Origin of the sequence: Micromonospora sp. BQ11 (assembly GCF_052068135.1) — a bacterium.
Classification (GTDB): domain Bacteria; phylum Actinomycetota; class Actinomycetes; order Mycobacteriales; family Micromonosporaceae; genus Micromonospora.
On sequence record NZ_JBQHDB010000007.1, the window covers coordinates 196,602 to 221,417 of the forward strand.

A 24,816-nucleotide genomic window follows, 5' to 3' on the forward strand; every position below is an offset into this window, starting at 1 on the left:
TCGTCACCGACGTCCCGGAGAGCGGCGTCGGCTACACCAGTGCCCCCGACCCGCGGCGCGGCCTCTGACCGGCCGCCACGCGTCCCCTGTCCAGGGCCCGGTCGGCCCCGCGCGTCGTTCGTCGACGTGGCGGGCCCGCCGGGCCCTGGCGCGTCCGTCGGTCCACCGTCAACGGACCTCCTCCAACCACACCCGCTCCGAGAAGCCGCCCCGCGCGGCCTTCTTCTCCCGCGCCGCCCGCGTCACGTCCTCCTCGGTGAAGCCGTACGCGACGGCCAACGCGGACAGCACCTCGTGCACGTCGGCCAGTTCCGCCAACCGCTCCTCCGGCTCCGCCGACCCCAGCTCGGTGGCCTCCTCGTGCAGCTTGGCGAGCAGCCCGGGCACCATCTCGGCGACGGTCAGCACCCGGGTCACCGGGGTCAGGCCGGCGGCCTCGACGATCTCCGGTATGCGGTCCCGGACGAGCTTGCGGTGGACCACGGCCTCCCGTTCGACACTCATCGGGCCATCCTGTCCGGGACCTCCGACACGGCCGTCGGGCCGCTTCCGTCCGGACCCGTCGGGGTCGACGCGGCGGCCCTCGTACCCCCGGGTCTTGTGCCCGGCTCGGTCACCGCGCGCCGTCGCCGAACCGGGTCGTCAGGTTGCCCGTCCCGTAGGCGACCCACGTGGCGCCGATCTTCTCGAAGGGCTGCACCACGTGGGCGTGGTGGCCGACGATCAGGTCGATGTCGGGTGCGGCCAGCAGTTGCCGGGCGAGGAGCCGGTCCCGATCCGATCAGGAATCGAGAAGCACCCAGGTTCCGCCGGTCCTAGCCTTTTCCCAGATGGCCGGCAGCACGCCGAGCCGCCCGCATCGAAAGGCAGTCCGGGATGGCCACGAAGAGTTCCACGAACCAGTCCGACGGCTTCACCGCCGAAGAGCGTGCCGCGATGAAGGAGCGGGCCGCCGAGCTACGCGCCGAGGGCAAGAAAGGCGCCAAGAAGGCCGACGGCCTCCAGGCGGTCCTCGATCGGATCGCGCAGATGGCACCGGGGGATCGTGAGCTGGCCGAGCGCGTGCACGTGACGGTGACCGCCAACGCCCCGGAGCTGTCGCCGAAGACCTGGTACGGAATGCCCGCCTACGCGAACGCGGACGACAAGATCGTCGTCTTCTTCCAGGACTCCGGGAAGTTCAACTCCCGGTACTCGACCCTGGGCTTCCAGGACACGGCCAACCTCGACGACGGGGACATGTGGCCGGCGTCGTTCGCGCTCAAGACGTGGAGTTCCACGGTGGAGAAGAGGGTCGCCGAGTTGGTGAGGGCCGCCGTCTCCTGACCGCTGCCACCGGGCCGGACAAGGCGGTCACGGGGCTCGCGTCGGCCGGCATGGCTGTACCGACGGCTGTACAGCCAATCGCTTCCGCACCACCGCGTCCGCCCCGTTTGGCATCATGATCCGCTCACCCCGATCGTGGAGGAGCGCATGGGCACCTGGGATGACGGTCCGTTCGACAACGACAGCGCCGCTGACTGGTGCGGCGACCTCCACGATGCCGATCCGTCGGCGCGGCCGGCAATGGTTCGTGCTGCGCTGACAACGGCAGCAGCGAACACCCGTCATCTCGACGCTGGCGTTGCCGCCGCGGCGATCGCCGCGTCGGCCGTCGTGGCATCTCACCTGCCCGGCGGAGACCCGATAATCTCGCCGTACGCACCGGACTTCCTGCTTGCTGGCGAATCCCTCGACCTTGAGGACGACCTGCCGCAGCTGGGCGTCGAGGCGCTTGACCGGGTCCTCAGCGACCAGTCGGAGTGGCGGAGCCTGTGGAGCGAAGCCGGGGTGGGTGAGTTCCCGCAGATCAACAAGCTCCGGGCAGTGCTGTCCGGCCGACCCGAACTGCCCGGTCAAACCGCACTGCTCTAGCTGGCCTTCATCGTCCGTCGACGACCTGTGCGACCGTCCACCGAGGGGTTGAAAGGTGACCCCCTGGCCGTCGATCCTTACCCATCCGGTCAGCCTGCAGTGATCTCCGGATGGTCGGAGCATGCGGTCTGGCCGGTTGTAAGTGCCGACTTTCCCCTGGTCAGGGCGGAAGTTCTCGTTGTGCTGCCGCTACGCTCTGGCCCACTTGGCGCCACCAGCGCATCGGCCGGTGACCGGGTTCCACAGCTCGTCATTTCCAGTCCAGGGGGACAGCTTGACCAGAAGATTGATCAGCATGATGTCGGCGCTCGCTCTCGCCGTCGGCGGAACCCTCGCCGCCGCCGCCCCGGCCCAGGCCGCCACGCCGCCCGTGATGATTACGAAGGTCTACTACAACTCGCCGGGCAGCGACACCGGCTCCAACACGAGCCTGAACGGCGAGTACATCCGGCTGACGAACACCCGCAGCACGGTCATCAACCTCAAGGGCTACTACGTCCGCGACAAGGCGGGCTACGTCTACTCGTTCGCGAGCGACTTCAAGGTCGCCGCCGGCAACAGCATCATCATCTACACCGGCAAGGGCACCAACGCCGGCACCAAGCGCTACTGGGGCCGCTCCTGGTACGTCTGGAACAACGATGGCGACACCGCCTACCTGCGGAACTCCGCGGGCAGCCTCGTCGACAGCTGCACCTGGGGCAACGGAAGCGGCTACACCAACTGCTAGAGCCACCCGGCTCCACCGCGAAGCGCCGGCCCATCGATCAGGTGGGCCGGCGCCCGCGTTCTGCCCAACCTCGCAACAAGGCCCAGGTCGAGATCGGCGATGAAGCCGGCGGCCTGGGCCTTTCCATCGAGCCGCCTGACGGAATCGAACCGTCGACCTACGCATTACGAGTCAGCCGCCCGGCGCTGGTCCACCTGCTCAACCGGGTGTCCCGGTCCGTCATTGTCCGCCGACGATCGCTGGTTTGGCTGCTCGATTGGCTGCTTCGCGGGAAACCATCCAGCCATGGAAGTGCGATGATCCTTGGATGAGTCGCCCATACGCCGCTTGGCTCGGCCTGGCGGTCGGGCTACTCGCCGGCTGCTCTGAGCCGGAGTACGTGTTACCCGACCGCGGCACCGCCGCTGTCCAGGCTGAAGAGGAGCGGCTCGCCTCACTTCTGCCTGGCAAGATTCTCAGCGGTCCGGGTACATGCAAGGTTCGACTGCTTGGACGGGAAGGTTCCTCGTCGTTCGCCTGGGCGCTGTGCGAAGGTGCACCGGAGGCGGGGGTTACATCGGGGGCCTCCTTGCCCGTGCGGGTAGATGGTGACCAGGTGACCCAACCTCTGGACGGGAGCGAGTACGCCGCGAGCGTGAAGCGCATGTTCCCCGCGAAGCTGGCAGAAGCAGTTCTCGACTCCCCCGACAGGATGCGTCCGTGAGCTGAGGGAGGCTCGATCGCCCGACTCGTGACGCCTCGCCTACAAGCTCTGTGCGTCCCGTCCGCGTGCGTCCGGGGAACGGCTGCACCCTCGGAGCTTTGTCCATGCCGGCGCTCGTTAGTCTGCTGTCGTCCGGCGCGGTTGCTGTCAGCATTGCTGTCGAGAGCCAACCCGCCGGCCGTCCAGGTCGCCCCCCCGCTGGGGGGAGCGATTCGACGCTGACAACTGGGCTGATCCGGGTCTGGTCTTTGCCACGGCCGTTGGCACGCCCATCCACCCGCGTAACGACTACCGGTCGTTCCGGGAAATCATCCGGCGGGCCGGCCTTCGGCAGGTCCGTCTTCACGACCTGCGGCACACGGCGGCCAGCGTCCTTCTCGCCCAGGGCGTGCCCGCCCGCGTCGTGACGGAGATCCTCGGTCACTCTCAGATCAGCGTCACTCTCAACATCTACGCACACGTGCCCCTGAGGTTGCGCGGGAAGCCGCGTCACGGTTGGAGGGGGAGCTGTGGTCCCGTGAGTAGGTTGGCTGCTCGCTTCGCTGCTCGGCCTGGCGAGGGCAAGCAAAAAGCCCAGGTCATGATCGGCGATCAAGCCGGTGACCTGGGCCTTTCTATGGAGCCGCCTGACGGAATCGAACCGTCGACCTACGCATTACGAGTGCGTCGCTCTAGCCGACTGAGCTAAGGCGGCAACGATTGTAAAGTGTAGTGCACGCCCCCCGCCCCGGCCGAACGGGATACCTCCCACCCGCAGGAACCGGACGGACGGCACGATCGGACGTCCACCGGACAGCGACACCGGCGCACCGGTACTACGCTCCGGCGGATGACGGACGATCCCGAGCCGCCCGGCGGGGCCACCCCACCCGGTCCACACGCCAGCGAGGCCGCCGGCGGACGGCAGGCCCGCCGCCCCCGCAGCACCGATCCGCTCGAGCTGGGCTTCACGCCGCGCAAGCCGGTCCCGTGGCTCGCGCCGTTCCTGTTGATCAGCACCGGCATCCGTACGCTCCTCGCGATGCTCTTCGGCGCGTACCTGGACAAACGGGAGCTGCAGAACTCCCTCGACGCGAAGATCGGCAAGCAGATCGGCCCGGACGGCGGGCTCTGGCTGGACTACGTCGCCGACCTGGGCGACGGCTTCAACGCCACCTACTCCGTCGCGTACCTGCTGGCGCAGCCGGAGCTGGAGGTCGACGGGCATCGGCTGCCCCGCGCGCAGACCCTCGTGATGGGCGGGGACCAGGTCTATCCGTCGGCGGCGTTCGAGGCGTACGAGGACCGCTGCAAGGGGCCCTACCAGGCCGCGCTGCCGATCACCCCCTCGCCGCGGCCCACGTTGTTCGCGGTGCCCGGAAACCACGACTGGTACGACGGCCTGACCGCGTTCCTCCGGCTGTTCGTCCGGTCCCGGGACCGCCACTTCGGCGGCTGGGTGACCGGCCAGTCCCGCTCGTACTTCGCGGTGGAGCTGCCGGCCGACTGGTGGCTGCTCGGCCTCGACGACCAGTCCGGGTCGTACCTCGACGATCCGCAGCTCACCTACTTCGACACGGTCGCCGAGCGCCTGGGGCCGCAGAGCAGGGTGATCCTGGCCGTGCCGGCACCGACCTGGGTCAAGGCCGTCGACCACCCCACGGCGTACGACTCGATCGACTACTTCATCCGTACGATCGTGGCGCCGACCGGGGCGCAGGTGCGGCTGCTGGTCTCCGGCGATCTGCACCACTACGCCCGGTACGCCGGCCCGGACCGGCACCTGGTCACCTGCGGGGGTGGCGGCGCGTATCTCTACCCGACGCACAAGCTCCCGGAGCGGATCGAGGTGCCGCCGCGGGACACCCTCGCCCGGCGCGCCAGCGTCTCCCACCCGTACGACCTGGCGGGCCGCTACCCGGACGCGAAGCGGTCCCGGCGGCACGGCTGGGGGATCTTCGGCCGGCTGCCGCTGCGCAACCCGGGCTTCACGACGCTCCTCGGCACCCTGCACACGCTGCTGATGCTGGCGATGGCCGGCGTCGCGTCCCATCGTGACGGCACCGACCAGCGTCTGTTCAGCGTGCCACTGGTGGCGATGCTGCTGGTGACGCTGCTCGGCGCGGCGGTCTTCGCGAAGCCGCCGAGCGCGGGCGGCAAGCGGCGCGCCCGGCACTGGGTCCTCGGACTGGCCCACGGCACGGCCCACATCGGACTGGCCGTCGCGGGCACGTGGGCCTGGCTGTCGCTGCCGTTCTACGACTGGCCGTGGCCACTGCCGGCGGTCGCCGCAGCGGTGCTCTACGGCCCGGTGATCGGCCTGGTGGCCAGCCAGGTTGTGGCCGCGTACCTGCTGGTCGCGGGCGCTTTCGGGGTGAACGTCAACGAACTCTTCGCCGGGCAGGGCATCGAGGACGCCAAGGCGTTCCTGCGGATGCGTATCGACCCGGACGGCACCCTGACGCTCTACCCGATCGCCGTCGACCGGGTGTCCCGCGCCTGGCAGGTGAACCCCGACCAGTCCCCCACCGCCAGCTGGCTGGCCCCGAGGACCCCCCTGCTCCCCCGCCTGGCCGAACCCCCCGTCCGCATCTCCGAACCGACCCCTCCACAAAGTTGATCAAGGAGTTTGCGTCAGCAGAACGGCGAATCCTGACGCAAACCTCTTGATCAACACAGTGGGGGTGGGGGCCGGGGGGTGGGGGGGTTAGGGGTTAGGGGTTGTAGTGCTGGTCGTGGGACTGGCGGGGGGCGCAGACGGAGGCGCGGGAGCAGGAGCAGCGGGAGCCGTCGGCGTCGAGGCGGACGGTGACCGAGTCGCGGGGAACGCTGTGGCCGACCACCCGGCCGTCGCCCTCGGGTGTGGTCACGCGGGCACCGATGGACGGTGCCGACTCCTGGAAGCGCTGGTAGAGAGGGTGTTCGTACTTCAGGCAGCACATCAGCCGGCCGCACGCCCCCGAGATGCGCAGGGGGTTGAGGGGCAGGTCCTGGTCCTTCGCCATCCGGATGGTCACCGGCTCGAAGTCGTTGAGGAACGTCGCGCAGCACAGGTCCCGGCCGCAGGAGCCGATGCCGCCCTGCACGCGGGCCGAGTCGCGGGCGGAGAGCTGACGCAGCTCCACGCGGCAGTGCAGGGTCGCCCCGAGGTCACGGACCAGCGACCGGAAGTCCACCCGGTGCGGCGCGGTGAAGTAGATGGTGCTGCGCTCGCCGCCGCTCTCGGCCTCGCCGAGCACGTGGTCGACGGCCACCACCTTCATCGGCAGGCCGTGCTCCCGGATCAGCCGCTTCGCGGCGACCTTCGCCTCGGCCTTCCGCCGCCGCAGCGCCTCGTCGCGGCGCAGGTCCTCCTCCTGGGCGAGCCCCGCCAGCCGGGGGAACCCGTCGGTCTCCTCGGTGACCCACTGGGCGGCCCAGACGCACTCGGCCACCTCCGGCCCGTCGTCGGTCGGCACCAGCACCTTGTCGCCGACCTGGGGGCTCAGATCACCCGGATCCAGGTAGTAGAGGCGCCCGTACCGCTGAAAGCTGACCGCGCAGAGCATGCCCATTCCCTCACCCTACGTCCGCCGCCCGACCTCGGCGCGTCGACCGTCGCGGTACGACTACACCGCGCAGCCATCCACAGGGGTCGAGTTCACCAGCCGACGTGGGTCGGGGTGTCGTAGCGGGTGCGCTCGGCCGCCGGTGCCCGCCACCGGGACTCGGCCAGGCTGGGTGCCCACTCCCGCAGGATCGTCTCCGCCCCGTCGTACGCGACGCAGAGCACCGCCAGCACCCGCGCGGCGATCTCGGCGGCCTCGACTCCGCCCGGTGTCCCCGACGTACTCCGACCCGCCGTGCCGACCGACACCGAGGTGGCGGCGACGACGGTCACCGCCTCGGCCGAGCGGATCACGTCGGCCAAGGCGCGGGCCAGTGCCAGCCGGCTGCCCTCCACCCAGGAGGCGAGCGCGTCGGCGTACCCGGCCGTCGACTCCAGCCGACCCACCAGGCTCTCCGGCCCCTCGTCCAAGTGGTGCAGCAGGGCGGTGCGCGCCTGTCCGTACGCGGACGCGGCCGGCCCGGACCAGAGGACCGGGTCGGTCAGCGTGGCGGACACCTCGTCGTACCCCCGGACGAGCCGGCGCACCGCGTGGCCGGCACCGGCCAACGGCGCCGGGTGCAGGTCGATGAAGCTGCGCACGGCCTCGCCGGGGAGCACCTGCATCCGGCGCAGCAGCGGCCAGACCCGGTGGCCGTCGGGCGCACCGGCGGCGAGCAGCGTGTCGACGCGGCGCAGCAGGTCCAGACCCGGCTCGGCGAGCCGGTCCAGCGCGTCCATCACACCTCCCCGGCGAGACGCCGCCGGGCGGCCCGGTCGACGTCGGCGTAGCGGTCGGCCGCGTCCCGTACGGCGGACGCGGCGGCGGCGAGCCGGTGGGCGGCGGCGTGGGCCTCGCGGGCGCGGTCGCCGGTGGCCGCCGTCCACTGCCGGTGCAGGGCGCGCCCGATCTCGCCGGGCCGTCCGACGGCGTCGGCACCGAAGGCGGCCTGGGCGGGGTCGGCCGCGGTGACCGTGCGGGCCACCCCGGCCACGGTCTCGCCGGCCGAGTCCAGCCGTGCGGCCAGGGCTCGCAGGTCCTCCATCTCAGGCCCCCGCGAGCGGGCGGTAGGCGGTGAAGGTCTCGTTGTGCAGCTTCTCCCGGGCCCACTGGGCGGCGTCGGCGGCGGCGGTCACGGCGGCCTGCACGGACGCGGCGACCTCCCGGGGATGACGGTTGTGCAGCGCGCCGAGGAAGCGCACGTCGGTGATCGAGCCGCCCGCCGTCACCACCACCTCGACCAGCCCGTCGGGCGAGCGCACGGTGACCTCGACCGTGGCGACCGCCTGGTCGAACTCGGCCTGGAGGGACTCGATGCGGCGGTAGCGCCGCACGGCCTCCTCGATCCAGGCCTCGTCGATCTCGCCCCGCGGCATCGGCGGACTCCTCCCCGGCGATCGTCACTCAGCGTGCCGCAACCGTCACAACGGCACACCGGACCGTACCGCACAGGAATCGCAGGTGTCGATGCCTGTGGACAACGGGACGGTCGGGGTCAACCCTTCCACAAAGCGAGCATCATCGCCTCCACGGCGATCCGCGGCTTGACGTTCGCCTCGATCGCCGCTCGGCACTCCAGCACCGCCTCCAGGCGGCGAAGCGCCCCCTCGGCGTGCCACTTCTGCGCGCCGGCCTCGGCGATCGCGGCGGTGTCGGTGTGCACCGGCGCGACGGGGGCACGCAGCGCCATGGTGAGCGCGTCCCGGTAGAAGCCGGCCAGGTCGACCAGGGCCCGGTCCAACGCGTCCCGTTGCGCCCGGGTGGCCCGCGACTTCTGCCGCCGTTCCAGGTCCTTGATCTGCCCGGCGGCGCCGCGCATCGCACCGGCAGCGCCCCGGCCGGTGCCGCCCGCCCCGAGTGCGGTCTCCAGTGCAGCACGCTCGGCGGCGTCGGTCTCCGCGACCGACGCCTCGGCCTCCGCCTCGGCGGCCTCGATCAGTGCCGACGCCGCGTCGAAGGCGGCACCCACACCGGTCAGCCGGCGCGGCACCGCCAGCACCGCGTCCCGGCGCTTGCGCGCCTCGGGGTCACGGGCCAGCCGCCGGGCCCGACCGACGTGCCCCTGCGCGGCCGCCGCCGCCCACCGGGCCACGTCCGGCGCGACGCCGTCCCGCCGGGCCAGCACCTCGGCGACCGCGTCGGGCGGCGGCTGCCGCAGCGGTACGACCCGGCAGCGCGACCGGATGGTCACCGAGATGTCGTCCGGGTGGATGGACGGCGCGCAGAGCAGGAAGACCGTACGCGGGGGTGGCTCCTCGACGGCCTTGAGCAGCGCGTTGCCGGCGGCCTCGGTGAGCCGGTCCGCGTCCTCGATCACGACGACCTGCCAGCGCCCGCCGGACGGGGTGCTCGCGGCCCGCAGCACCAGCGCCCGCATCTCGCCGACACCGATGGACAGCCCCTCCGGGACGACCAGCCGGACGTCGGCGTGGGTGCCGGCCATGGTGGTGTGGCAGCCGGGACAGGTGCCGCAGCCGGTGCCGTACGCGCACTGGAGGGCCGCCGCGAAGGCGCGCGCGGCGACCGACCGGCCCGAGCCGGGCGGCCCGGTGAAGATCCACGCATGGGTCATCCCGGCCCCGGGATCGCCCGGGGCAGCGCCCTCCTCCACCGAGGTGGGGCCGCGCAGCACGGCATTGGCCGCGGCGGCGGCCCGGCGCAGCGTGTCGACCGCCTCGTCCTGCCCGACCAGGTCGGCGAAGACGTCCGGCATCAGGTCCGATGCTCCATCGTCACCAGCTCCGAGTCGGATAACTCGGGCTGCACCGAGGTGTCCGGGCCGTGCGCGGGACGCGGGTGCACGATGCCGGCGGGGTTGCCGAGCATGCCCTCGACCCGCGTGGCGACCGCCTCGGCCAGCTCCTCCACCGGGCGGGAGGCGTCGAGCACCAGGTACCGCTTCGGGTCGTTCGCGGCGAGGTCGAGGAAGGCGTACCGGACGCGCTCGTGGAACGTGACGGACTCGGCCTCCAGCCGGTCCGGGCCCTCGCTGCGCGCCGCCACGCGGGACAGCCCGGTCCGCGGGTCGACGTCGAGGAGTACGACCAGGTCGGGCTTGAGCCCACCGGTGGCCCAGGAGGAGAGCCACGAGACCTCGTCGACCGGGAGCGTCCGCCCGGCGCCCTGGTACGCCAGGGACGAGTCGACGTACCGGTCGCTGATCACGACCGCGCCCCGGACGAGAGCGGGCCGGACGACGGTGGCCACGTGGTGCGCCCGGTCGGCGGCGTAGAGCAGCGCCTCGGCGCGGGGCGACGGCGCGTCGGAGCCGGGCTGCCCGAGCAGCAGCGACCGGATCCGGTCGCCGACGGCGGTGGCGCCCGGCTCGCGGGTGACCACCACGTCCCGGCCGGCGTCGCGCAGCCGGTCGGCCAGCGCCACGAGCTGGGTGGACTTGCCGGCGCCCTCACCGCCCTCGAAGACCACGAAGAGTCCGGCGGAGACGAACGGCTCGGCCGGCATCAGCGGACGGCCCCGGATCGAGCCCCACAGGTCCGCCAGGACGGGCACGCCCTTCTTGTCGTCCATCTGGCCGAACGCGCTGATCCCGGCGAAGATGCCGGCGGCGCCTGCGGCCAGCAGCAGCAGGCGGGTGGACGAGATGGAGACGCCCAGGTCGGCGATCTCGAACGTGCGGGAGCCGCCGACACCGGCCAGGAGGCTGCCCAGGCCGATCGCCAGGATCAGCACCAGCCGGGTGCCGATCTGCACCACGGCGAAGACCCGGCCGCGGACCTCGTCGGCGATCTCGCCGCCGAGCAGGGTCGTGCCGGAGAGGAAGGCCATGCCGGCTCCGGCGCCGACCAGGATCGCGCCGACCATCGCCATGGACAGGTGGATCGCGAAGGCCAGCGTCATCACCGCGGCGCTGGCGAGCACGATGCTCATGCCGAACCAGCGCCGCCGGGACATGTCCTTGACGATCATCGGGCCGAGCCCGAGGCCGACCGCGAGGCCGATGAAGATCGCGCCGAAGAGCAGGGAGAAGGCGGCGTCACCGGCGCCGAGCGAGTTGGCGAAGAACCGGGCGGTGCCGATCACGATGCCGCCACCGGCGAACGCGCCGAAGATGCCCAGCACCAGCCCCCGGACCAGCGGCGTCTTGCCGACGAACCGCCAGCCCTCGGTGAACTGGCGCAGCATGCTCTGCTCGGCCTGCCTCCGCTCGGCCGCCTGGCCCTGGCTGATCTCCTTGATGCCGAACGCCACCACCAGCGCGGTGGCCAGCCGGGAGAGTGCGTTGAACCAGAGGGCGAGTTGGGCTGGTTCGGCCCAGTTCGCCAGGTCGCCGCCCGCCGCGCCCCGAACGGACGCGTCCAGGGCGGCGAGGATCAGCGCGGCCAGGATCGGGGTGAGGCCGTAGGTGGTGATCAGCGTGAGCTGGTTGGCCGCCTCCAGCCGGGCCCGCGGGATGAGGTTGGGGACCGCGGCCTCCTTGGCCGGGATCCAGAGCAGGGTCAGCGACTCGATCAGGAACGTCGCCACCGTGGCCCAGCCGACCACCACGGCCCCGCTCGCGCCGAGCAGCAGCACCGTGGGGATCGAGGCGAACAGCACGAAGCGCAGCACGTCGCAGATGACCATGGTCCAGCGCCGGTCGAACCGATCGGCGAGCACGCCGGCGATCGGCCCGAGCACCAGTGCGGGCAGCAGCCGGATCGAGATGACGCCACCGAAGGCCGCGCCCTTGGCCGTGCTCCCCTCGACCTGGTCGGCAGCGAACAGCGCGGTGGCGAGGAGGCCGAACCAGTCGCCGAAGGAGGCCACGCCGAGCACGATCCAGAGCCGGCGGAACGGCCGGATGCGCAGGACCGAGCGGATCGCCGCGTACCCGGAGTGGTCGGGCTGCCCGCCGGTCTGGTTGCCGTTGCCGCCGGTGGAGACGCCGGACGTGGACGCGCCGGGCTGGTCGCCGGACGTGGGTCGGCCGGGCTGGTCCCGGGACGGCGACACGCCGGGCGACTCGCCGTTCTGCTGGCTTTCGATGGCCGTACCTCCACGTGGCGGCCCATCGCTGGGCATTCCCGGTGCAACACTCTAGACCCGGCGGGAGGCTTCCCCGCCGCGACATTCTCCTGCTCGCCGAGCCTAGGCCGCCGCGACCACCGCCCGCAGCCCAGACAGAAGCGAGGGTATTTCGCATTGACCGCCGGACAGTTAGCGTGCAGACCGTGGCCACCGAAAGTGACATAGCGCGCGATCGACTCGACCGGGCGACCGCGCACCTCGACCCGCCGTACGCGGTGGTCGACCTCGAGGCGTTCGACGCCAACGCGACGGCGCTGGTCGACCGCGCCGCCGGCAAGCCGCTGCGGGTCGCGAGCAAGTCGGTCCGCAGCCGGGACCTGATCCGCCGTGCGTTGGGCCGGCCCGGCTGGCACGGCGTGATGGCGTTCACCCTTCCCGAGGCGATCTGGCTGGTCCGGTGCGGCGTGACCGACGACGCACTGGTGGCGTACCCCACGGCCGACCGGACGGCCATCGCCGAACTGGCCGCCGACCCGACCCTCGCCGCGGCCGTGACCCTGATGGTGGACGGCAGCGACCAGCTCGACCTGGTCGACGCCGTGGTGCCACCGGGGCGTCGGCCGGCGCTGCGGATCTGCCTCGACCTGGACGCCTCGTGGCGCCCCCTGCGCGGGCGGGTGCACGTCGGGGTCCGCCGCTCACCCGTGCACAGCGCCCGGGCCGCCGGGGCGCTCGCCGCCGCCGTCACCGGCCGCCCCGGCTTCCGGCTGGTCGGCCTCATGTCGTACGAGGCGCAGATCGCCGGCCTGGGCGACGCGCCGCCGGGGCGGGCGGTGCTCGGCTCCGCGATCCGGCTGGCCCAGCGCGGGTCGTACCGCGAGCTGCTGGCCCGGCGGGGCGCGGCGGTGGCCGCCGTCCGCGAGCACGCCGAGCTGGAGTTCGTCAACGGCGGCGGCACCGGCAGCGTGGCCGCGACCAGCGCCGATCCCGCGGTCACCGAGGTCACCGCCGGATCGGGCCTGTACGGGCCGACGCTGTTCGACGCGTACCGCGCCTGGCGCCCGACCCCGGCGGCGTTCTTCGCCTGCGCGGTGGTCCGCCGTCCCGCGCCCGGCCTGGCGACCGTGCTCGGTGGCGGCTGGATCGCCTCCGGCCCGGCCGAGGCCAGCCGGCTCCCCCGACCGTGGTTCCCGGCCGGGCTGAAGTTGATCGGCACCGAGGGAGCCGGCGAGGTGCAGACACCGCTGACCGGTGTGGCCGCCGGGACACTGCGGGTCGGTGACCGGGTGTGGTTCCGGCACGCCAAGGCGGGTGAGCTCGCCGAGCATGTCAACGAGCTGCACCTGGTGGGCGCCGACGCCGTGGCGGCCACCGTGCCGACCTACCGCGGCGAGGGTAAGGCGTTCCTCTGACCTGCGGGCGGGCTTCCCGCTCCCGCGGTGTTCCGGGTGCGGAAGCCCGCCGGGTCCGGGCCGATTGCGGGCGGTCCGGCGCCGGCGGGTCCCCTCGTCAGGCGGGCTGCACCACGTCGGCCCGCTCGGCCGGCCGGTCGACGATGTGCCGCGCATTGACCTGTCGGTGCAGGTACTCACGGATCAGCGCCTTCGCCTCGGTCAGCACCCGGTCGTCGCCGTCCTGCTGGCGGCGGAACGCCAGCTTGATCAGCGCGTCGGCCGCCTCGACGGCGATCTCCAGATAGAAGCGCAGCTCGGGGACGTCGGTCAGCCCGAAGCGCTCGGTGAGGACGCGGGCCAGCTGGTCCGCGATCACCCCGTTGTTGTCCCGCTGCTCATCGAGCAGGTGCAGGTCGACCACGTCGCCGAAGTGCAGGGTACGAAAACCGGGGACGGTGCGGTGCATCGTGATGTACTCGTCGATCCCCGCGTCGACCCCGTCCCACCAGTGGGTCAGGTCGTCGGAGGCGAACCGCTCGTCGAGGCGCTGGAGGTAGGACTCCATGGTGCGCAGGGTCAGCGCCTGCACGATCGCCCGCTTGTCCGGAAAGAACTGGTAGACCGACCCGATCGCCACCTCGGCGCGCTCGGCGAGCAGAGTCGTGGTCAGCCCCTCGTACCCCACCTCGTCGACGAGCTCGGCGCACGCGTCCAGCATCCGCTGGACGCGCGCGACACTTCGACCCTGCACCGGAACGCGGCGCAGCGGCCCGGTCGTGGCGGCTGGTGTGGACACTCGGCGCCACCCCCCTTCGACGGATGAACATATCTGCACGTCACGAGTTCGTGACTACCGGTATAACGAGCGGGGTTCGATTGCGGTATTTACCAGGTACAACGTTCCTGATATGAAGACAGTTCATATTCATGTCGAGGAGTTTCCATGGCCGGTACCGCTTCTTCCACCGCCGGCTGGTCCAACTGGGCCGGCAACCAGCGTGCCACCGCCAGCGCCGTCCTCCACCCCGCCACTCTCGACGATGTCGTCGAGGCCGTCCGGGCCACCGCCGCCGCCGGCGGGACCCTCCGGCCGGTCGGCAGCGGCCACTCCTTCACGGCGGTGGCGGTCACCGACGACCGACGGATGGAACTGACCAGACTGGACACCGGCGTGCACGTCGACACCGTTCGCCGACTCGTCACCGTACCGGCCGGGACGACCCTGCACACGCTCAACGACCTGCTCGCCGCCCACGGTCTCGCCCTGCCCAACCTCGGCGACATCGACGCGCAGACCGTCGCCGGCGCGATCTCCACCGGCACCCACGGCACCGGGGCCGCCTACGGCTGCCTGTCCACGTTCGTCGAGGCGCTCACGCTGGTCACCGGCACCGGCGAGGTGCTGCGCTGCTCCGCCGACGAGAACCCCGACGTCCTCGCCGCCGCCCGCGTCTCCCTCGGCGCCCTCGGCGTGCTCACCGAGGTGACGCTGCGCTGCGTCGACGCCTTCGTGCTCCGCGCCCACGAGCGGCCGGCCCCGCTGACCGACGTCCTCGCCGAACTGCCCGACCTGATCCCCGGCCACGACCACGTCGAGTTCTACTGGTTCCCGTACACCGACCGCGTCCAGGTCAAGACCAACGACCGGGTGCCCTCCGACGACCGGCCGCTGCCTCGCTGGCGCGGCTGGCTCGACGACGAGCTGCTGGCCAACACCGTCTTCGCCGGCGCCTGCCGGCTCGGCCGCGCCGTGCCGGCGCTCGTACCCGCCATCAGCGCCGTCTCCGCGCGGGCCCTCACCGAACGCGTCTACACAGGCCGGTCCGACGCGGTCTTCTGCACTCCGCGCCGGGTCCGCTTCGTGGAGATGGAGTACGGGCTGCCGCGCGACACCCTGCCCGAGGCGCTGGAGGCGCTCCGGCGGATCGTCGACCGGCTGCCGTTCAAGGTCCTCTTCCCGGTCGAGGTCCGCTTCACCGCCGCCGACGACGTCTGGCTCTCCCACGGCCACGGGCGGGAGTCCGCGTACATCGCCGTCCACCAGTACGTCGGCACGCCGTACGAGCCGTACTTCCGGGCCTTCGAGAAGGTGGCCGCGGAGCTGGGCGGCCGCCCGCACTGGGGCAAGCTGCACTGGCGCGACGCGGAGTCGCTGGCTCCCGCGTACCCCCACTGGCGGGACTTCCAGCGCGTACGCAACCACCTGGACCCCCACCGCGTGTTCCAGACACCTCACCTGACCCGGATCCTCGGCTGACCACCGCGATCTTGGTACGAAACAGCCCCTCCAGGGGCCTTTCCGTACCAAGATCTCTTGGCTGTCCGGCCAGCCGCGGCGGGTATGGATCAGCCGGGCCAGCCGGCGGCGCGGAGAGCGGCGCGGACCTGTGTGACCACCTCGTCCGGCTGGTGCCGCAGAGCCCACGCGGGAAAGCGGAGCACACGGTCGCCCTCGACCCAGAAGGCGTTCTGACGTCGCATGTCCGCCCATGCTTGGGCCGGGTCGAGGTGGTGGGCGCCGTCGACCTCCACGTGCACTCTCCACTGCTCGAAGTAGACGTCCGGGTAGCGGCGGCGGCCGGTGGCGTCCGGGCGGACGCTCTGCCGGCTCGGCTCCGGCAACCCGGCGCGGCGGACCAGGCGTAGAAAATCGAGTTCGGCGAGTGAGTGGGCACCGCCCACGGCGTCGGCGACGGTCTCCAGGATCAGCCGCCGACGTCGGATGCGGGGTGCCCGCGCGATGACCCGGTGCAGGTCGGCCCCACCGACCAGGCGCTGCTGGAAAGCGGCGGCGACGATGGCGCGGGCCTCCTCGTCGGTCCCCGCCCACTGCGCCGCGTCCACGATCGACCGGCCCGGCATGGTCCGGCGCGGCTGGCCGACGGCGAGCACGTCCTCCACCGGCAGTCGGGTGCTCCGATGCGCCACCACGCCCTGCGGTAGCGACCCCCGTCGGGTGGCCGCCGGCAGCAGCAGATGGACGACCCGACTCGAGAAGCCACGCAGACCCCCCGCCTGCGCGGCCGTCAACCCGCCGAGCAGCGCATCCGGCCCGGCCGCGAGCACCGCGGCCCACGCGAGCTGGGTCGGACCGACCGGACCGTGGTGCGCGACGAACACCGCGCGGTGCAGCTGTCGCCAGCGCCCGGTGGACACGCGTGCCGGATCGCCTTGCGGGACAGGTGCCGTAGTGCCTGCCCGAGACCGATGACGTCCTCCTGACGGAAGAGCAGCCAGGTCAACTCGTCGGCGTCGTCGGTCGGCAGGGGGCGCCGTAGCGCCGCCATCGATCCATAGCTGTGCATCCCCACGAACCAAGGCTGCCCAACTCCGGCCCTCCGCCGCAGTCCCTGTGGACAACGTCGAGATCTTGGAAGGAAACGGCCCTCGGAGGGGCCGAAGCCTTCCAAGATCTCAGACGTGGGTCACTCGGGTGACGTGGTCGCCTTGCGCGGGGCGGCCTTCTTCGCGGGGGCCTTCTTCGCGGCCGTGGTCTTGGCCGTCGTGGTCTTCTTGGCGGCCGTGGACTTCGCCGCCGCCGTCTTCTTGGTGGCCGTGGCCTTCTTGGCCGGGGCGGCCTTCTTCGCCGCCGCCTTCTTCTTCGGGGCCGGTCCCTTGGCCCGCTTCTCGGCCAGCATCTCCGAGGCCTCCTCCAGGGTCAGGGCCTCCGGCGTCTGGCCGCGCCGCAGCGAGGCGTTGAACTCGCCGTCGGTGACGTACGGGCCGAACCGGCCGTCCTTGATCACCAGCGGCTTCTCGGTGAGCGGGTCGGCCCCCATCTCCCGCAGCGGCGGCGCGGCGGCGCGACGCTGGCGGGTCTTCGGGGCGGCGAGCAGGGCCAGCGCCTCGTCGAGGGTGACGGTGAACATCTTGTCCTCGGAGTCCAGCGACCGGAACTCCTCGCCCCGCTTCACGTACGGGCCGTAGCGACCGTTGTTGGCGAACACCTCGACACCGTCGGGGGCGACACCGATCAGCCGGGGCAGGCTGAGCAGCTTCAGCGCCTCGTCGAAGGTGAGCGAGTCCGGCGACTGCGAGCGCAGCAGCGACGACTTGCGCTCGCCGCTGGACACGTACGGGCCGAACCGGCCGGACTTGAGCACGATCGGCTCGCCGGTCGCCGGGTCGTCGCCGAGCTTGCGCTCGCCGCCGCCGCCGAGGAACAGCTCCTGCACCTTCTCCGGCGTCAGCTCGTCGGGCGCGATCCCCTCGGGGATGGGTGCCCGGTCGCCCTGACCGCCGCCCTCCTCACCCTCGGCCGGAGGCGCGGCCGGCGCGCCACCGGGCAGCTCACGCTGGAGGTACGGTCCGTAGCGGCCGACCCGGACGACGACCTCGCGGCCCTCGTCGTCGGTGAAGAGCGGGATCGAGTTCACGCTCCGCGCGTCGATCTCGCTGAGGTTCTCCGTCACCAGCTTCTTGAGCCCGCCCGCGTGGGCGATCGCCTGGTCGCCGGTGCCGTTGGTGCTGCCGAAGTAGAAGGCGGTGAGGAAGTCGACCGCGGCGTGGTCACCGCCGGCGATCTCGTCCAGCTCGTTCTCCATGCTGGCGGTGAAGTCGTAGTCGATGAGGCGCGGGTAGTGCCGCTCCATCAGCCCGATGACCGCGAACGCCAGGAACGTGGGGATCATCGCCTGGCCGCGCTTGGTGACGTACCCGCGGTCCTGGATCGTCTGCATGATCGACGCGTACGTGGAGGGCCGGCCGATGCCCAGCTCCTCCAGGGCCTTGACCAGCGACGCCTCGGTGTAGCGCGACGGCGGCTGGGTGTGGTGGCCCTGGGCCGCGAGCTCGTCGGCGGTGAGCGGCTGGTCCTTCACCAGGTTCGGCAGCCGGCGCTCGGCGTCCTCGGCCTCGGCGTTCTCGTCGTCGCTGGACTCGACGTACGCCCGGAGGAAGCCCGGGTCGGTGATCGTCTTGCCGGTCGCGCCGAAGTCGGCCTCCTCCTGCGCGGCGGTGACCGCGCGGATGCGCACCGACACACTGGAACCGACGGCGTCGGTCATCTGCGAGGCGATGGTGCGCCGCCAGATCAGCTCGTAGAGCTTGAACTCGTCGGCGGACAGTTCCTTGGCCACCTCGCCCGGGGTCCGGAAGTTGTCCCCGGCGGGACGGATCGCCTCGTGCGCCTCCTGGGCGTTCTTCACCTTGCCGGTGTAGCGGCGCGGCTCCGGCGGCACGCTGCGCTCGCCGTACAGCTCGACGATCTGTCGGCGGGCCGCCGCGATGGCGGTCTCCGACAGGTTCACCGAGTCGGTACGCATGTAGGTGATGTAGCCGTTCTCGTAGAGGCGCTGCGCGGTGCGCATCGTCTGCTGCGACGACAGGCGCAGCTTGCGGGCCGCCTCCTGCTGGAGGGTGGAGGTGATGAACGGCGCGTACGGGCGGCGGCGGTAGGGCTTCTCCTCGACCCGGGTGACGGTGAACGGCCGCCCCTCCAGGCGTGCGGCGAGCCCCCGGGCACCACTGGAGTCGAGGTGGACGACCCCGGCGCCAGGCTTCACGCGACCCGTGGTGGGCTCGAAGTCCTTGCCGGTGGCGATCCGGTCGCCGTTCAGCGCGACCAGCGTGGCGTTGAAGGTGCGCGGGCCCTCGCCGGCGTTCGCCACCGCGAGGGTGGCGAGGATGTCCCAGTACTCGGCGGTGCGGAAGGCCATCCGCTGCCGCTCCCGCTCGACCACGATCCGGGTCGCCACGGACTGCACGCGGCCCGCCGACAGCTTCGGCATGACCTTCTTCCACAGCACGGGGGAGACCTCGTAGCCGTAGAGGCGGTCGAGGATACGGCGGGCCTCCTGGGCGTCGACCAGGTCGCGGTCGATCTCGCGCGGGTTGGCCACCGCCGCCTGGATCGCCGGCTTGGTGATCTCGTGGAAGACCATCCGCTTGACCGGCACCTTGGGCTTGAGGGTCTCCACCAGGTGCCAGGCGATGGCCTCGCCCTCGCGGTCCTCGTCCGTCGCCAGGAAGATCTCGTCGACCTCCTTGGCGAGCTTCACCAACTTGCTGATCTGCTGCTTGCGGTCGGCGGAGACCACGTAGAGGGCGTGGAAGCCGTTGTCGACGTCCACCCCGAGGCGGGCCCACGGCTCACCCTTGTACTTCGCCGGTACGTCGGCGGCGTTGCGCGGGAGGTCCCGGACGTGGCCGAAGCTGGCCTCCACGACGTACCCCGGGCCAAGGTAGCCCGAGATCGTCTTGGCCTTCGCCGGTGACTCGACGATGACCAGACGGGTGGTTCCAGCGTTACTCGGCACGTCTCTCCCCGACCTCACTCCTGCTCGTGGCCTTCCAGGCTCCGGCTGGCGGCCACTTTCGCGCGGTGGCCCGATTGCGCACCGGCGGTCCGGACGTCCAACGTAACGCGCCGTCCACGTTTCCGGTTTCGCGGGCGACAAACCGCCCCGGTGGGACGATTGTCCGTCCCCTCCGGCCGCGCGGCGGACCGGACCGGCCGGACGGCGCCACCGTACACCGCGTCCGTGGCCGGAGGCGGAACACTGTGACGATGGCGGACCCCTCGGCCGAGGCGCATCCACCCGTTCGCCACCCGCACTGTCCTCTACCGGACAGCCCGCTCCACCCATCGATCATGGCATCGTCGGCGTCGCGGTGGAGGAAGGATCAGGATCGGGTGGGCCAGGCGGAGACGGGGGCGGCCTTCGGGCGGTCGCCCACGAGTTCGGCGAGTCGGGCGAGCTGGCGGCGCCCGGTGACCCGGTAGGCCGGGCCACCCGGGCCGTCGGAGACGGTGGCGCCGGGCAGGCCGACGGCGGCGAGCGCCGCGCCGACCCGGTCCCGGCCCTGCTCGTCGCCGGGGCCGAGGCGGAGCACGACGTCCGGCGGCTCGGGCGTGCCGGCCGCCGCCAGCCAGAGGCGCAGTCGCCGGCCGTTGAGGTGGAACCCGGCGGGGGGCCGCTTCACCGGGCCGTGCAGCCACGCCGCCGCGAGCGGTTTCAACAGCCGGGTGTACGAGGTGCGCACCGTGTGCCGCGCGTCGTCGGTCGCCTCCCAGCTCGCCGGAAGCCCGCGTTGCGCCAGCTCGGCGACGATCACGTGCACCCGCCACGCGGCGTCCAGCAGGACCGACAGCCGGGCCGTACCACCCATGACGGTCACCTCGGCGGGCCCGGCGAGCAGACCGGCGAGGTCGGCGAGGGAGGGGTCCGCGGCTTCCGCGCCGAAGAAGGCGAGCTGCCGGGCGGCGTCCTCGTCCCCCGGGCCGCCCGTCCCGTCCCGGTGCCCACCGACGGGACGGACCCCGGCGGCACGGGGCGACGGCGGGCGCGACTCCGCCGCTTCCGGGGCGGGCGCGGGGAACAGCGCCGGGAGCGCGTCGGCGTCCCGCTGCCCACCCGGACCGCTCAGCGACACTCGGGCACCTCGGCGAAGGCCCGCTTCAGCTCCTCGGAGCTGAGCCGGGTGGTGTCCAGCGCGCTGGCGTCGTACTCCTTGTTGAGGGTCTCCACCGCGGCCCGCACGCCGTCGTAGAAGGCGGTGGGCTGGCCGGTGCCGAGGTCGTCGATGGTGTCCCGGGCCTGGCCGTACGCATCGCGCATCTTCGCCAGCGACGTGCGGAACCCCTCGGACACCTCCGCACCGTGCTCGGCCTCGGGAACGCCGGCCTGCTCGACCTTGCGCCGGGCGGTCTCGCTGGCCCGCTCCGCGCCGTCGAAGAGCCGCACCAGGTTCTCCTTCGCCTGCGCGGGGGTGGTCTGCGCCGTCATCTGCTGGTCGGTGCTGCTGGTCAGCCGGCTGATCTCGGCGCGCCAGGGGGTGAGCGCCGAGCAGACCGACGCCGCCCACGCCCGGGGGCTCGGGCCCCCACCGCAGCCGGCGGCGACCACGACGACCGTGGCGAGGACCACCGTGAGCCTTCCGGCGGCTGACGCCCGGCACGTACGCATGCGTTGCAGCGTACGGCGTGCGGACGACGGCGGCACCGCTCAGGTTTGCCCCGTTGTACGCACCGGTCCCCGGCCGGCGGAGGGCCGACCGGGGACCGGTGCACGGACGGGTCAGACGTTGACCGCCTCCGGCCGCTGGTCCGGGCTGCCCGCCCCGGTGCCGGCGCCGGAGTCGTCCATCGCCACGCCCTTGCGCTTGCTGAACACCACGGCCGCGACGACGATCAACGTCGCCACCAGGGCGATCGTGATCCGCAGGCCGGTGTTCCGGTCGTCGCCCACGCTCCAGGCCACCACGGCCGGCGCGATCAGCAGCGAGACCAGGTTCATCACCTTGAGCAGCGGGTTGATCGCCGGGCCGGCGGTGTCCTTGAACGGGTCGCCGACGGTGTCGCCGATGACGGTCGCGGCGTGCGACTCGGAGCCCTTGCCGCCGTACGCGCCGTCCTCGACGAGCTTCTTGGCGTTGTCCCAGGCGCCACCGGAGTTGGCCAGGAAGACCGCCATCAGGGTGCCGGCCCCGATCGCGCCGGCCAGGTACGACGCCAGCGCGCCGGGCCCGAGGCCGAAGCCGACCGCGATCGGCGCGAGGATGGCCAGCAGGCCGGGGGTCACCAGCTCGCGCTGCGCGTCCCGGGTGCAGATGTCGACGACCTTGCCGTACTCGGGGCGCTGCGTGCCGTCCATGATGCCGGGCAGCTCGCGGAACTGCCGGCGTACCTCCATGACGACCGCGCCGGCCGAGCGGGACACCGCGTTGATGGCCAGCCCGGAGAAGAGGAAGACCACCGCCGCGCCGATGATGAGGCCGACCAGGTTGCGCGGGTTGGCCACGTTCAGCGAGTTGAGGATCTCCCCGCCCACGTCGGCCACCCCGGCGTCGGCGTACGCGGTGCGCAGCGTGTCGGTGTACGAGCCGAACAGCGCGGTCGCGGCGAGCACGGCGGTGGCGATCGCGATGCCCTTGGTGATCGCCTTGGTGGTGTTACCGACCGCGTCCAGCTCGGTGAGCGTCCGGGCGCCGTGCTCGTCGATGTCGCCGGACATCTCGGCGATGCCCTGGGCGTTGTCGGAGATCGGGCCGAAGGTGTCCATGGCGACGATCACGCCGACGGTGGTGAGCAGGCCGATGCCGGCCAACGCCACCGCGAACAGGGACAGCGTGATGGAGCTGCCGCCGAGCAGGAACGCGCCGAACACGCCGGCGCCGATGAGCAGCGCCGAGTAGACCGCCGACTCCAGGCCGACGCTGATGCCGGCGAGGATGACGGTGGCCGCGCCGGTCTGCGAGCTCTTGCCGATGTCCTGCACCGGGCGCCGGTTGGTCTCGGTGAAGTAGCCGGTCAGCGCCATGATCGCGGCGGCCAGCACGATGCCGATGACGACCGCGCCGATGGCGACCACCCGCGGGTTCTCGCCGACGTCGGTGAGGCCGCCCTCCAGCTCGGCGAAGGTGGCCGGCAGGTAGGCGTAGGCGGCGATGGCCACCAGCACCGCGGACAGCACTGCGGAGAGGTAGAAGGCCCGGTTGATCGCGGTCAGGGCGTTGCGGTCGGAGGTGCGCAGCCGGGTGATGAAGACGCCGACGATCGCGATGAGCACGCCGATGGTGGAGACGATCAGCGGGAAGACCAGGCCGGCCTCGCCGAACGCGGCGCGGCCCAGGATCAGGGCGGCGACCAGGGTGACCGCGTACGACTCGAAGAGGTCGGCGGCCATGCCGGCGCAGTCGCCGACGTTGTCGCCGACGTTGTCGGCGATGGTGGCGGCGTTGCGCGGGTCGTCCTCGGGGATGCCCTGCTCGACCTTGCCGACCAGGTCGGCGCCGACGTCGGCGGCCTTGGTGAAGATGCCGCCGCCCACCCGCATGAACATGGCGAGCAGCGCGGCACCGAAGCCGAAGCCCTCCAGCACGGTCGGGGCGTCGCCCTTGAAGATGATGACGACCAGCGCGGCGCCGAACAGGCCGAGGCCGACGGTGAGGAAGCCGACCACGCCACCGGTCCGGAAGGCGATCTTCATGGCCGCTTCCCGGCCGCCCTGGCGCTCCCGGGCGGCGGCGGCGACCCGCAGGTTGGCGCGGGTGGCGAGCCACATTCCGGCGCCGCCGATGAACGCGCTGAACAGCGCGCCGACCACGAAGAAGGCGGAGCGGCCGATCTTCACGGCGGTCTCGCTGCCGTCGGTGTCGTGCACCGGCAGCAGGAAGAGCAGGACCACGGCGACGACCACGAAGATCGCCAGGGTCCGGAACTGCCGGAGCAGATAGGCCGAGGCGCCCTCCTGCACCGCCCCGGAGATCTCCTGCATTCTGGCGGTGCCCTTGTCGGCCGCCAGTACCGTTCTCGTCAGTGCGGCGGCGAAGGCGAGCGCCACCAACGCGATCACCGCGGCGATGACGACGTACGTGACATTGTTCCCGGTGAGGGAGATCCCGCCGCTCTCGGCGGCCAAGGTGCCGGACATCTGTGTCCTCCTGTACCGAACCTCGCGCGGGCCGGTGGAGACGCACCGGCCGGCGCCTGGATGCGGAGTCGCAAGTACGCACCGACCCGGCCCGGCGATCCAGCGACGAACACCCATTCCCGCTGGCCGCAGGGCGGATCACTTGCTGACAACCCGGGTACTGTAGCCCTCCGCAGTGTTGGAGGTCACATCGAGGGGGCACCGTGTCCGGATGATCTCTGTCGCTGTGTTATGAGGAAAAATCTGATATAGGAGTGCGTCCATGACAACGAGGCCGCACCCCCGTCCGGGGGCACGGCCTGCGGTGGTGCAGATCAGATCAGCGGCCGACCGGCCACACCATGCGGACCTCGGTGCCGACGCCCTCGTCCACCGGGCGCACCTGAAGGTCCTCCACGAAACCGGCGAGCAGCGCGAAGCCCACGCCGGTGGTCAGCGCGTCCTCGCTGAGCGACTCCTTGGCCAAGTCGTCCGGCCCGAGCGCGGCCAGACCGATACCCGCCTCGATCGGCGCCCGGTCGACGACCCGCACCGCGTACGCCCCCGAGTCGGACATCTCCACCAGCACCGGGTCGGGCACGCCGTACTGCCGGTGCAGCGCGACCGCGCGCGTGCACGCCTCACCGATCGCCAGTCGCACCTCGTCGAGCAGGTCCTCCCGAACCCCGGCCCGCCGGGCGACCGCCACACCGACCAGCCGGGCGGTGCGGACGTGCACCGGAGCCGGCGAGAAGGACAGGCGGACCGTGGCCATCACGCGCCGTCGCCGGCCGGGCCGGCGCCGACCGCCGCTTCGACGGTCGGGTGCAGCGGGAAGACCTGGTCCAGCGCGGTGATCCGGAAGATCTTGAGCAGCGGCTCCTTGTCGCAGACCAGTGCGAAGGACCCACCGGCGGTACGCAGCCGCTTGAGCGCGCCGACCAGCACGCCGAGACCGGTGGAGTCGAGAAAGTCCACCCGGCCCAGGTCCACGACGATGTGACGGGCACCACCGTCGATCAGTTCGAGGAGCCGTTCCCGCAGGCGGGGGGCGGTGTACACGTCCACCTCACCGCCGACCTCGAGCACCGTGTGCTCGCCCACGGTGCGGGTCGCCAGCGACAGCTCCATCGGTCCTCCTTCGCAAGAGCCGTAAACTCTCCTGGGCATCTAACCACTACGCCTGAAC

At 72.0% G+C, this 24,816-nt stretch carries 21 protein-coding genes, 1 tRNA gene and 2 pseudogenes; 7 read left to right on the top strand and 17 right to left on the bottom strand.

Features of this window, described 5'->3' with window-relative positions; translation table 11 throughout:
- Nucleotides 1-168: 168 nt before the first annotated feature.
- Both ACTMSW_RS17255 and ACTMSW_RS17260 read right to left on the bottom strand, forming a co-directional pair.
- The gene (locus tag ACTMSW_RS17255) at nt 169-504 is read right to left on the bottom strand and encodes a phosphoribosyl-ATP pyrophosphohydrolase (protein ID WP_441181624.1); all 336 of its coding nucleotides are present in this window, start codon (nt 502-504) and stop codon (nt 169-171) included.
- A 109-nt stretch (nt 505-613) separates the two neighbouring features.
- Nucleotides 614-766: pseudogene (locus tag ACTMSW_RS17260) on the bottom strand (CapA family protein); the annotation flags it as partial.
- 110 nt (nt 767-876) lie between these two features.
- Between ACTMSW_RS17260 and ACTMSW_RS17265 the strand changes: the two are divergent.
- From ACTMSW_RS17265 to ACTMSW_RS17280, 4 genes and pseudogenes are all read left to right on the top strand, one after another.
- Nucleotides 877-1,326, top strand: a complete 450-nt coding sequence (locus tag ACTMSW_RS17265; RefSeq protein WP_441181625.1) for an iron chaperone — start codon at nt 877-879, stop codon at nt 1,324-1,326.
- Between the two features lie 147 nt (nt 1,327-1,473).
- The gene (locus tag ACTMSW_RS17270) at nt 1,474-1,914 is read left to right on the top strand and encodes a DUF4259 domain-containing protein (RefSeq protein WP_441181626.1); all 441 of its coding nucleotides are present in this window, start codon (nt 1,474-1,476) and stop codon (nt 1,912-1,914) included.
- A 274-nt stretch (nt 1,915-2,188) separates the two neighbouring features.
- Nucleotides 2,189-2,644 (top strand): lamin tail domain-containing protein, encoded by a 456-nt coding sequence (locus ACTMSW_RS17275; RefSeq protein ID WP_441181627.1) that lies wholly within the window; start codon nt 2,189-2,191, stop codon nt 2,642-2,644.
- Between the two features lie 944 nt (nt 2,645-3,588).
- Nucleotides 3,589-3,798 (top strand): annotated as a pseudogene (locus ACTMSW_RS17280) (tyrosine-type recombinase/integrase); the annotation flags it as partial.
- Between the two features lie 166 nt (nt 3,799-3,964).
- Here the strand turns inward: ACTMSW_RS17280 and ACTMSW_RS17285 are convergent.
- Nucleotides 3,965-4,041 (bottom strand) — tRNA-Thr (locus ACTMSW_RS17285).
- A gap of 135 nt (nt 4,042-4,176) precedes the next feature.
- Between ACTMSW_RS17285 and ACTMSW_RS17290 the strand changes: the two genes are divergently transcribed.
- Entirely contained in the window at nt 4,177-5,946 is a 1,770-nt protein-coding gene (locus tag ACTMSW_RS17290; protein WP_441181628.1) for a metallophosphoesterase family protein, read from the top strand.
- Between the two features lie 94 nt (nt 5,947-6,040).
- Here ACTMSW_RS17290 and ACTMSW_RS17295 read toward each other — a convergent pair whose 3' ends face one another.
- The 6 genes from ACTMSW_RS17295 to tmk form a co-directional block, all read right to left on the bottom strand.
- The gene (locus tag ACTMSW_RS17295; RefSeq protein WP_441181629.1) at nt 6,041-6,880 is read right to left on the bottom strand and encodes a PSP1 domain-containing protein; all 840 of its coding nucleotides are present in this window, start codon (nt 6,878-6,880) and stop codon (nt 6,041-6,043) included.
- Between the two features lie 86 nt (nt 6,881-6,966).
- A complete protein-coding gene (locus ACTMSW_RS17300; protein WP_441181630.1) occupies nt 6,967-7,653 on the bottom strand; it encodes a hypothetical protein in 687 nt (228 codons plus the stop codon).
- Nucleotides 7,653-7,958, bottom strand: a complete 306-nt coding sequence (locus ACTMSW_RS17305) for a hypothetical protein (RefSeq protein ID WP_441181631.1) — start codon at nt 7,956-7,958, stop codon at nt 7,653-7,655. Before ACTMSW_RS17305 ends, ACTMSW_RS17300 begins: the two co-directional genes overlap by 1 nt.
- A gap of 1 nt (nt 7,959) precedes the next feature.
- On the bottom strand, nt 7,960-8,289 hold the full coding sequence (locus ACTMSW_RS17310; RefSeq protein WP_441181632.1) for a YbaB/EbfC family nucleoid-associated protein: 330 nt from the start codon (nt 8,287-8,289) through the stop codon (nt 7,960-7,962).
- 119 nt (nt 8,290-8,408) lie between these two features.
- Nucleotides 8,409-9,626 (bottom strand): DNA polymerase III subunit delta', encoded by a 1,218-nt coding sequence (locus ACTMSW_RS17315; protein WP_441181633.1) that lies wholly within the window; start codon nt 9,624-9,626, stop codon nt 8,409-8,411.
- Nucleotides 9,626-11,935, bottom strand: a complete 2,310-nt coding sequence (gene tmk, locus ACTMSW_RS17320) for a dTMP kinase (RefSeq protein ID WP_441181634.1) — start codon at nt 11,933-11,935, stop codon at nt 9,626-9,628. Before tmk ends, ACTMSW_RS17315 begins: the two co-directional genes overlap by 1 nt.
- Nucleotides 11,936-12,075: 140 nt before the next feature.
- On the opposite strand from tmk, the gene ACTMSW_RS17325 reads away from it, so the two are divergent.
- Entirely contained in the window at nt 12,076-13,293 is a 1,218-nt protein-coding gene (locus ACTMSW_RS17325; RefSeq protein WP_441181635.1) for an amino acid deaminase/aldolase, read from the top strand.
- A gap of 97 nt (nt 13,294-13,390) precedes the next feature.
- On the opposite strand, the gene ACTMSW_RS17330 is transcribed toward ACTMSW_RS17325, so the two are convergent.
- Nucleotides 13,391-13,993: a TetR family transcriptional regulator gene (locus ACTMSW_RS17330; protein WP_441181776.1), complete on the bottom strand. Its 603-nt coding sequence runs from the start codon at nt 13,991-13,993 to the stop codon at nt 13,391-13,393.
- Nucleotides 13,994-14,218: 225 nt separating this feature from the next.
- On the opposite strand from ACTMSW_RS17330, the gene ACTMSW_RS17335 reads away from it, so the two are divergent.
- Complete coding sequence (locus ACTMSW_RS17335) at nt 14,219-15,532, top strand: D-arabinono-1,4-lactone oxidase (RefSeq protein ID WP_441181636.1); 1,314 nt, start codon at nt 14,219-14,221, stop codon at nt 15,530-15,532.
- Nucleotides 15,533-15,621: 89 nt separating this feature from the next.
- Here ACTMSW_RS17335 and ACTMSW_RS17340 read toward each other — a convergent pair whose 3' ends face one another.
- The 7 genes from ACTMSW_RS17340 to ACTMSW_RS17370 form a co-directional block, all read right to left on the bottom strand.
- Nucleotides 15,622-16,431 (bottom strand): endonuclease domain-containing protein, encoded by an 810-nt coding sequence (locus ACTMSW_RS17340; protein ID WP_441181637.1) that lies wholly within the window; start codon nt 16,429-16,431, stop codon nt 15,622-15,624.
- Nucleotides 16,432-16,700: 269 nt separating this feature from the next.
- Nucleotides 16,701-19,532 carry a type I DNA topoisomerase gene (topA, locus tag ACTMSW_RS17345; protein ID WP_441181638.1) on the bottom strand — a complete coding sequence of 944 codons (2,832 nt, stop codon included), beginning with the start codon at nt 19,530-19,532 and terminating at the stop codon, nt 16,701-16,703.
- Between the two features lie 367 nt (nt 19,533-19,899).
- On the bottom strand, nt 19,900-20,649 hold the full coding sequence (locus tag ACTMSW_RS17350) for a hypothetical protein (RefSeq protein WP_441181639.1): 750 nt from the start codon (nt 20,647-20,649) through the stop codon (nt 19,900-19,902).
- The gene (locus ACTMSW_RS17355) at nt 20,640-21,182 is read right to left on the bottom strand and encodes a hypothetical protein (protein ID WP_441181640.1); all 543 of its coding nucleotides are present in this window, start codon (nt 21,180-21,182) and stop codon (nt 20,640-20,642) included. The genes ACTMSW_RS17350 and ACTMSW_RS17355 overlap by 10 nt, the downstream gene beginning before the upstream one ends.
- 111 nt (nt 21,183-21,293) lie before the next feature.
- Nucleotides 21,294-23,648, bottom strand: a complete 2,355-nt coding sequence (locus tag ACTMSW_RS17360; RefSeq protein ID WP_441181641.1) for a sodium-translocating pyrophosphatase — start codon at nt 23,646-23,648, stop codon at nt 21,294-21,296.
- A 319-nt stretch (nt 23,649-23,967) separates the two neighbouring features.
- Nucleotides 23,968-24,402 (bottom strand): ATP-binding protein, encoded by a 435-nt coding sequence (locus ACTMSW_RS17365; RefSeq protein WP_441181642.1) that lies wholly within the window; start codon nt 24,400-24,402, stop codon nt 23,968-23,970.
- Nucleotides 24,402-24,758: an STAS domain-containing protein gene (locus ACTMSW_RS17370; protein ID WP_441181643.1), complete on the bottom strand. Its 357-nt coding sequence runs from the start codon at nt 24,756-24,758 to the stop codon at nt 24,402-24,404. The genes ACTMSW_RS17365 and ACTMSW_RS17370 overlap by 1 nt, the downstream gene beginning before the upstream one ends.
- Nucleotides 24,759-24,816 lie beyond the last annotated feature (58 nt).

Coding starts and splice junctions, on each gene's coding strand:
- ACTMSW_RS17255 (WP_441181624.1), bottom strand. CDS start 504: ATGAGTGTCGAACGGGAGGCCGTGGTCCACCGCAAGCTCGTCCGGGAC.
- ACTMSW_RS17265 (WP_441181625.1), top strand. CDS start 877: ATGGCCACGAAGAGTTCCACGAACCAGTCCGACGGCTTCACCGCCGAA.
- ACTMSW_RS17270 (WP_441181626.1), top strand. CDS start 1,474: ATGGGCACCTGGGATGACGGTCCGTTCGACAACGACAGCGCCGCTGAC.
- ACTMSW_RS17290 (WP_441181628.1), top strand. CDS start 4,177: ATGACGGACGATCCCGAGCCGCCCGGCGGGGCCACCCCACCCGGTCCA.
- ACTMSW_RS17295 (WP_441181629.1), bottom strand. CDS start 6,880: ATGGGCATGCTCTGCGCGGTCAGCTTTCAGCGGTACGGGCGCCTCTAC.
- ACTMSW_RS17300 (WP_441181630.1), bottom strand. CDS start 7,653: ATGGACGCGCTGGACCGGCTCGCCGAGCCGGGTCTGGACCTGCTGCGC.
- ACTMSW_RS17305 (WP_441181631.1), bottom strand. CDS start 7,958: ATGGAGGACCTGCGAGCCCTGGCCGCACGGCTGGACTCGGCCGGCGAG.
- ACTMSW_RS17310 (WP_441181632.1), bottom strand. CDS start 8,289: ATGCCGCGGGGCGAGATCGACGAGGCCTGGATCGAGGAGGCCGTGCGG.
- ACTMSW_RS17315 (WP_441181633.1), bottom strand. CDS start 9,626: ATGCCGGACGTCTTCGCCGACCTGGTCGGGCAGGACGAGGCGGTCGAC.
- tmk (WP_441181634.1), bottom strand. CDS start 11,935: ATGCCCAGCGATGGGCCGCCACGTGGAGGTACGGCCATCGAAAGCCAG.
- ACTMSW_RS17330 (WP_441181776.1), bottom strand. CDS start 13,993: ATGCTGGACGCGTGCGCCGAGCTCGTCGACGAGGTGGGGTACGAGGGG.
- ACTMSW_RS17335 (WP_441181636.1), top strand. CDS start 14,219: ATGGCCGGTACCGCTTCTTCCACCGCCGGCTGGTCCAACTGGGCCGGC.
- ACTMSW_RS17355 (WP_441181640.1), bottom strand. CDS start 21,182: ATGCGTACGTGCCGGGCGTCAGCCGCCGGAAGGCTCACGGTGGTCCTC.
- ACTMSW_RS17360 (WP_441181641.1), bottom strand. CDS start 23,648: ATGTCCGGCACCTTGGCCGCCGAGAGCGGCGGGATCTCCCTCACCGGG.
- ACTMSW_RS17365 (WP_441181642.1), bottom strand. CDS start 24,402: ATGGCCACGGTCCGCCTGTCCTTCTCGCCGGCTCCGGTGCACGTCCGC.
- ACTMSW_RS17370 (WP_441181643.1), bottom strand. CDS start 24,758: ATGGAGCTGTCGCTGGCGACCCGCACCGTGGGCGAGCACACGGTGCTC.